5 protein-coding genes are annotated in these 7,694 nt (G+C 64.2%); 3 read left to right on the top strand and 2 right to left on the bottom strand.

The window, feature by feature from the left end; all coding sequences use genetic code 11:
• The 3 genes from FJ251_11780 to FJ251_11770 all read left to right on the top strand — a co-directional run.
• On the top strand, window positions 1-621 hold a 621-nt coding region (locus FJ251_11780; GenBank protein MBM4118391.1), incomplete at its 5' end, for an OPT family oligopeptide transporter.
• Window positions 622-719: 98 nt separating this feature from the next.
• Window positions 720-4,814: an ATP-dependent DNA helicase RecQ gene (locus FJ251_11775; GenBank protein MBM4118390.1), complete on the top strand. Its 4,095-nt coding sequence runs from the start codon at window positions 720-722 to the stop codon at window positions 4,812-4,814.
• Window positions 4,807-5,508, top strand: a complete 702-nt coding sequence (locus tag FJ251_11770; GenBank protein MBM4118389.1) for a hypothetical protein — start codon at window positions 4,807-4,809, stop codon at window positions 5,506-5,508. The genes FJ251_11775 and FJ251_11770 overlap by 8 nt, the downstream gene beginning before the upstream one ends.
• A gap of 202 nt (window positions 5,509-5,710) precedes the next feature.
• On the opposite strand, the gene FJ251_11765 is transcribed toward FJ251_11770, so the two are convergent.
• Entirely contained in the window at window positions 5,711-6,994 is a 1,284-nt protein-coding gene (locus tag FJ251_11765) for an amidohydrolase family protein (protein ID MBM4118388.1), read from the bottom strand.
• Window positions 6,987-7,694 (bottom strand): xanthine dehydrogenase (locus FJ251_11760; GenBank protein ID MBM4118387.1); only part of this gene is annotated, 708 nt, incomplete at its 5' end. The genes FJ251_11765 and FJ251_11760, both read right to left, overlap by 8 nt.

Genomic DNA, 7,694 nt, shown 5'->3' with positions numbered 1-7,694 from the left:
AAAAACATGAACGTGAACCTGATGAGCGCGAACATCACGGCGGCCTGCGCGGGCTCCTCCGCGGACTTGCTGACCGACCTCAAGAGCGGCTACATGCTGGGCGCGCATCCGAGGAAGCAGTTCATCGCGCAGTTCTCGGGGATCTTCATCGGCACCGTGGTGACGGTCTTCTCCTTCAGCATCCTCGTGCCCGACGCCTCGGTGCTGGGCACGAACCAGTTCCCCGCGCCGGCGGCGCAAACCTGGAAGGGCGTGGCCGAGGCCATGGCCTTGGGGCTCCACACGCTGCATCCGATGAAGGTGTGGGCGATCGTGGTGGGCGGGCTGGTCGGCATCATCTTGCCGCTGCTCGCGAAGGCCTTCCCGAAGAAGGCGCAGTTCATTCCGTCGGCGGCGGGCATCGGCCTGGCCTGGACCTTCCACTGGTTCTACGGCACCACCTTCCTGCTCGGCGCGCTGATCGCCTGGATCTGGGCCAAGCGCAACAAGGACAACGCGGAGGAGTTCATCTTCCCGGTGGCCTCGGGGGTGATCGCCGGCGGCGCCTTGATGGGCGTGGCGCTGATCTTCTGGGAGAACGGCCCGGCGATGATGCGGCAGCTGTTCAGCGGCGGGAAGTAGGCGGTTATGGAGTCTCCCTACCTGTCTGCAACCATGCAGGTCGAAGTCACAGCTTGCGCCACGGCCTAGTGGCGTGATCGCATTGATGGAGGCCAGCGTTGCGCGAACTGCAGGGTGGGTTCGTTTCTGCAGCAGTTTGGCAGAGCATTCTGCAGAACAAGCTGGATCCGCGCTTAGACTGGCAAGGGGTGCTGCGTGCGGGTTCGAGCTTCGTAACAACTCAGGTCGGTGGCCAGACGCCTTCACCCGACCCACTCGCGGTCGTGCTGGCCAATTTACTGGTACGCGGACGCCCAACCCTGGCATCGCTATTCGTCGAGGAGGAGCTCGCTCGACGCAACTCACTCACGACTCACGGCCGCGCGGGGCGGCAGCTCGGAATGGAGACTCTGCAGACGAGCTTTGCGGAGGATCTTGATCGACTTCGTCCGTTCCTCGAGCGGGCGCTGCTGCTGCTCGACCTCCAACACCTGCCGGGGTCAGCACCTGGCTTCATGCTGCCAGACTATGGAAGCCAGGCCGAGAGAGCGTTCCACAATGACGTGCTACCGCGAGCGTTGGGGCCAGCTATCGCCTTGGTGGAGCTGCAGCGCCCGCTTGCCACCATCGTAGAAGACAAGAGGTTCTCACATCAACGTGTGGACTTCTGCCTCGAGCTGCCGGGACAGAAGGGGGACCTCCCACGCGGTGCTGTGTTCGAGGTCGATGGCCTTCATGATCCGAAGCAGCTCCATCTAGATGCTGAGCGAGACAAGGCATGCCGGGGCGCCGGCTGGATTGTGATCCGCGTCACCACGACTAACCCCGCCGCGATCTTCCAGGATCCCGGGCTGGAGCAACTCCGCGCGCACCCCATCATGCAGCTGGTTGAAGCCTTGCCCCGGAATCCTCTCGAAGAGGACCCGATGGGGTGCCGCGTACTTGATCTCGTGCGAACTCCGCTAGCAGTCGCACGCATTCAGCTTGCGATTGCGGACCTCTTGCTCGCCGGCCAGCTTGACTTTAGCTCCCCAATCTGGCGCCTCTGCGTCATCGAGCAGGACTGCCAGTGCGGCGCTCTCGCTTTGAAGGATCTGACGCACTGGATCCAAGCGCTGCTTGATCTCTACGCCCCGGGTCACCTAGCACCTGTGGTCGATCTCACGGTGGTATCGCCAGGAGATGAGTGCACCGTCGCCACGGCCCTTGAGCGCGGCCGCAAGGATCCCTTCGACGCCCTGCTCGATGCCTCCGTGCTCACAAAGTACGGCTCCGGCACTCCAGACCTGCCTACGATAGATACGCGATGTACCATTGCGATTCGAGGGAGCTACAGACCACCTGCCCAGCCAATTGCTCTAGTTACGTCCGATCGCACGCTCCCCGACCTCTCGCCATCTCCTGCGGATCCCCTCTTGTTCTTCCTGCGCAATATCTTTCGCAAGCATGAGTTTCGCGAGAAGCAGTTGGAGGTAATCGAACGGGCCCTGCGGCGAGAGTCGACTATTGCGCTCCTCCCGACAGGTGCCGGCAAGTCCCTTACGTATCAGCTAGCCGCTCTCCTCTCGGTCGGACTCACTCTCGTCATCGATCCGATCAAGTCGCTGATGAAGGACCAAGTAGACAACCTCGCTCTTGCAGCAATCGGCAACGCCGTCTTCATCAACTCGACAATGAGCGCACGAGACCGGCATCTCGCTGGTCTGGCGATGGCCAAAGGCGTCTATAAGTTCACATTTATCTCCCCAGAGCGCCTGCTCATCGACGATTTTCGGGGCACGCTGAAGTCGATGTCGCTCCATCGATTCTGCTTCGCAGTAATCGACGAGGCGCACTGTGTGTCCGAATGGGGGCATGACTTTCGGACGGCCTACCTACGCCTCGGGGAAAACCTCCGCAGATACTGCCCAGGGGAGGGCGGCGAGATTGCCATCTTGGGCCTGACCGGCACGGCTTCGTACGAGGTCCTTGACGACATTCAGCGCGAGCTTGAGTTCGACGGACTGCCCAGTCGGCTCGTGAAGCCTGCTCGCTTCGCTCGCGATGAACTGAGTCTCGGCGTAGATTCACTACCCGAGTTTCCTCGGACACCACCAAAGACATCGGACGTGGCTGTATCTCAGGCCGTGGGAGAGGCAAAGCAAGCTCTCCTTCCCCGCACTCTGGATAGCATCGCGGCTTCCTGCCGGGTCAACGGCACCAGCGGGCGTCTCTTCCTTGAGTTGGTAAACCCAGCTCTTCCTAGCCATGGCGCGGGGTTGATCTTCTGCCCCCATGTAGGCTGGGTCCACGGAGTCAAGGACGTCTACCAGAAGCTCTGCAGCGAGTACCCTGAAGGTGCCACCTACTTCGGCATGTACGCAGGACGATTGGCGGATGACGAAGGAAGCGAGGAGCTCATCCGCACGCAGGACGACTTCAAGCAGGGTCGCGTTACCGTCCTTGCATGCACCAAAGCGTTCGGCATGGGAATCGACAAGCCCAACATCCGCTTTACGGTTCATTTCAACCTGCCCCAGTCTATCGAGGCTTTCTACCAGGAGGCAGGCCGCGCGGGCCGGGACCGCGAGCCCGCACACTGCCTTTTTCTCTACGCTGGTAGCGCACAGCCGGATCTGCCGAGCGTCGATCGAATGCTCATGGACAGCTTCTTTCAAAGTGCCTTTCGCGGACAAGAGCTGGAGGTAGGCCTCCTCTTTGACCTTCTCGATGTGAATCGCATTGCTGGACAGAGCAATATCAAGCATCTCGAGGCGACTCTCACGGTCCAGGCCGAGAGGCCGCTCAAGTGCAGACTGTGGAGCCCCGCCGACAAGAACATCGCCCTGCTATACGTCAACGAGGCGGTGGGTAAGTACAGCGTTGGCCACCTAGTACTGCCCAGCCTGCACGTGCGAGTAGATCATAACGCCGACAAGAACATCGCCCTGCTATACGTCAACGAGGCGGTGGGTAAGTACAGCGTTGGCCACCTAGTACTGCCCAGCCTGCACGTGCGAGTAGATCATAACGCCGGCAAGGATGCTGGAGCGCTCCTGCAATCGGCCGCTGACCAGATCTCCGCTGCCTGTAGTGGTGGTCAGGACCCGGCAGACTGGCTGGACGAGTCGATCCCGGGCTACAAGGACCCCGGACTTGAGTCCCTATGGAGAGATCTTGGGCCGCAAGACACCTGCGATGTCCTCGTTCCGTTTGAGAGCCCCGTCGCCGAAGACCTCGCCAAGTATCTTGAGAAGGAACACCCAGGGTGTGAGCTCTACCATGTACGCGAAGCACACCATTATGCAGCATCTCCAGAGGAGTTTCTCTCGAAGCTTGAGGGCCAACTAGGGAAGGTCGGCAAAGGGACCCAGGGCCTTTCTGCGAAAGCGACCAGTGTGGCGCGGAAGGCCTTCCTCCTGATCAGAGGCGAAGCGGAGACGTTTCGCTGCGTGTATCGGTTATCGATCCTCGGCGTCATCGATGATTACACTGTCGACTACAATGCGCGTCGAATCTGGGCACGCCTGCGCGGGCTCCCTCCAGGTGGCGTATCAGAGTGCCTGCAGGCCTATATCGGTCGCTACGTCTCAAAGGCGGAGGCCGCACGGGTCCGCGACGAAGTACAACAAGAAGAGGGGGCGACAGAACTCAGAAGAGCCGTCCGCCGCCTTGTGCGATTCGTCTACGAGAAGATCGCCGCGAAGCGCCGCGAAGCGATCAACACCATGGACAGAACCACGCGCGCTGGCATCGAAGATGCGGTAGGGTTCACGAACCAGATCTACTCCTATTTCGACTCCCGTTTCACTGAGGAGTTCCGCAGCTACATTCGGGAGTACCGCCCGAGCGATGTATCACTGCTTCTCGATCGAGTTGGAACTGACCCGTCCGATATCAACCACCTGCTGGGCTCTTGCAATCGCTTGCTGACAGAGAATCCGGAGAACGCGCTTCTGCGTCTGCTTCGAGCATTCGCGCTGGCCCTGTCACAGGGCTATGGCGAGGGTGAAGTGGCTCAGGAGCTGACATCCGGTCTTGAGATTGCGCGGGTCCGCGCTGACTGGCAGGAGGCGGAACAGGGGCTCCTCGTCGATCTCGCGGCTCGCGTCAGGGCTGCCGACCCAATGAGAGCTGCCCCCTTCGAAGCCAAGTTGGTCGCAGCACACGTGACGTGGCTGCGCACATTCACTGCGTCCTCCGAGGCTGCATCGGGAGGTACATCCGATGACTGATACACTGAGCCTTCATGAGGCCCTGGTGCAACTAGAACGGGAACTCATCGCCTTTGGCACGGCGCGGAGGCAGCTGGAGGACTCCCAGGCTCGCGCCGAGGAGAGCCTCCGCGCATGGGGAGAGAGGGACTCGCAACATACCCAGGCACAGGAACTCCTGACGGTGGTGCTAGAAGACCAGCAACGTCTCGTAACGAGTCAGGTGAACGAGCTCGCAACGCTGAGATCCTCACTCGCGACCCTGGCCCAGGCGGTCGACGAAGCGGGCTTTCCTGCACGCTTGGAGACTATTCAAACCGTAGTTGCGACCAGTCAGGCCGCGATTCAGAGCCTTCAATCGCGGCTAGACCAGCTTGAGAGTCATCTCGATGGGCAACTGAAGCTCCTTGCCTCCGATGTGTCCCGTTCGCTGCTAGAGCAGCAGACGAGCCTTCGGGCAGCGCTTTTCGAAGTCTCCGCCGGGCTGGTGAAGCATACTGCGGATATCCAGGCACGGGTCGACGCGCAGGCCGAGCGGAATCTCAGCGAGATGGGCCGCTTGGTATCGTCGATCAACACCCAGCTCGCTGCGACCCAGGAGAGGGCGGAGCGGCAACGACAGCAGACCCTCAGACTCCAAGCGATTACTATCGCACTTGTAGTAATGGGCTTACTTTCGGGCATGTACCTGATCTGGACACAACTCAAGGCATGACCTGGGACGGGTTCATGCCCGGCTGCGATGTAGAGCGGCTGGGCGGCCGGTTGGTTCAAGCATCCAGCATCGGAGCCTCTGGTCGCCAGGGGAAGCTGACCAAGTGAAGCGCGCCAGGGGAAGACGAGGCTGCGGCCAAGCCCTACAGGCTTCCGAGTTCCCTGCCAGCCAAGTGGACACCTGCGCTTTCTGAGCGATGGCCCTACACCCCCGCCACGCGCTCCGCCAGCCGCTTCGCCTCCGCGTCCGCTTCCGCGTGCAGGTCCGCGAGGTCCAGGTCCAGCACCTGGCCGTCCTCGTAGACCGTCCGCCCGCGGCTCACCACCCGCAGCACCTTCGCTTCGGGGTCGAGCACGGTCTTCGTGGGCTCGAGCACGACGAAGTCCGCGTCCTCGCCCTCGTCGAGCCGCCCCAGCGGCCGCCCGAACACGCTGCTCGCGATCGCCGCGTTGTGCAGGAAGAGCAGCTCGCCGATGCGCCCGGGCGTCAGCGTGCCGTGCGCGACGCCGCTGTCGCGCGCGAACTGCGCCTCGGTGAGCATGCCGCTGAGGAAGCCGTCGGTGCCGAGGCCGACGTGCACGCCGTCACCGAGCATCGCGCCGATGTCCGCCGTGCCCACCCGGTTGTGCGCGTTCGACTGCGGGCAGTGCACGAGGTAGGCGCCCATCTCGCGAATCAAGGCCGTGTCGCCGGGGCGCAGATGCACGCCGTGCGCGAGCAGTGTGCCCGGCCGCAGCAGCCCCGTGGCGGCGAGCCGGTCCACCACGCTCTCGTAGCCCAGCTCCTGCGCGTGCGCGAGGTCCTCGGGCGCCTCGGCGCAGTGCATGTGGAAGGGCGTCTCGAAGGGCAGCACCTCGAGCACCTTCTCGAGCGTCTCGTCGCTGAGCGTGAAGGACGCGTGCAGGCCGAAGAGCGCGCGCACGGTCTCGTCGGTCGCGTAGGCCGTCAGCGCCTGCAGGTTCTCGTCGAGCGCATCGTCGGCGGCGTTCTCGCCGTTTCGATCGCTCAGCTCGACCGCGAGGCTCACCTTGATGCCCAGCGCGTGCGCCTCCTCGGCGATGATGTCCAGGCTCCCCTCGGTGATGCTGGGGCTCGAGTGGTGGTCGATCACGGTGGTCACCCCGTGGCGAATCGCCTCGACCAGGCCGAGCCGCACGCTCACGCGCAGCGCCCGCTCGTCGAGCGCGCGATCGAGCCGCCACCAGACCTGCTCCAGCAGCGCGCGAAAAGTCGCGGGGCGCGTCTTTGGCCAGGGCATGCGCGGCGCCAGCGCACTGTAGAGATGCGTGTGCGCATTCACGAAACCCGGCAGCACGCGCTTCCCGCGCAGGTCGACCTGCCGCTCGCCCGCCAGCTCCTGCGGCGGCTCGCCGTTGCCCACGCTCACGAGCCGGCCACGATCGACGAGCAGCCAGGCATCCGCGCGCGGCTCGCCTTCGACGGCCGGGCGCGTGAGCAGGCAGTTCGTGAAGAGCACCTTAGACATGGGGAGCCTCCAGGAAGGGGAGCAGGTCCGCGGGCGAGACGGGCAGCGCCGTGACCGGCGCGCCCGTCGCGGCGCGCAGCGCGGCGAGCACGGCCGCGCCGGTGGGAATGATCGCCGGCTCGCCCAGGCTCTTCGCGCCGAGCGGGCCCTCGGGATGCGGCGCCTCGACGATGAGCGTCTCCACGGCCGGCGCCTCGCTCGCGCCCGGCACGCCGTAGGTCGAGAGGTTCGCGCTAGCGACGCCGCCCTCCGCGTCCTGCACCACGCGCTCGCTGAGCGCCCAGCCCACGCCCTGCGCCACGCCGCCCTCCACCTGGCCCTCGATGCCCGCGGGATTCACCGCGCGCCCCACGTCGTGCGCGGCGATCACCTTGAGCACGCGCGCCATGCCGCTGACGCGATCCACCGCGACGCGCGCCGCCTGCGTGGCGAAGGAGTAGGCGAAGTAGGCCTCGCCGTGCCCGCGTTGCGGATCGAAGTCCAGCGGCGGCACGTGCCACCAGCCCTCGGCGGCCAGGTTGAGGTTGCGGCGGAAGGCCTTCTGCGCCAGCTCCGCCAGGCTGATGTGCGTCTGCATGCCCTGCTCGCAGACGGGCGCGCACGCCTCGCCCGCGGCGAAGATCACCTCGCCCGGCGCGCAGCCGAGCAACTCGCCGGCCAGTGGCGCGAGGCGCTCCTTGAGCTGCCGCGCCGCGTCCCC

Source organism: bacterium (assembly GCA_016873475.1).
Classification (GTDB): domain Bacteria; phylum Krumholzibacteriota; class Krumholzibacteriia; order JACNKJ01; family JACNKJ01; genus VGXI01.
This window is presented reverse-complemented; position numbering and strand designations above follow the sequence as displayed.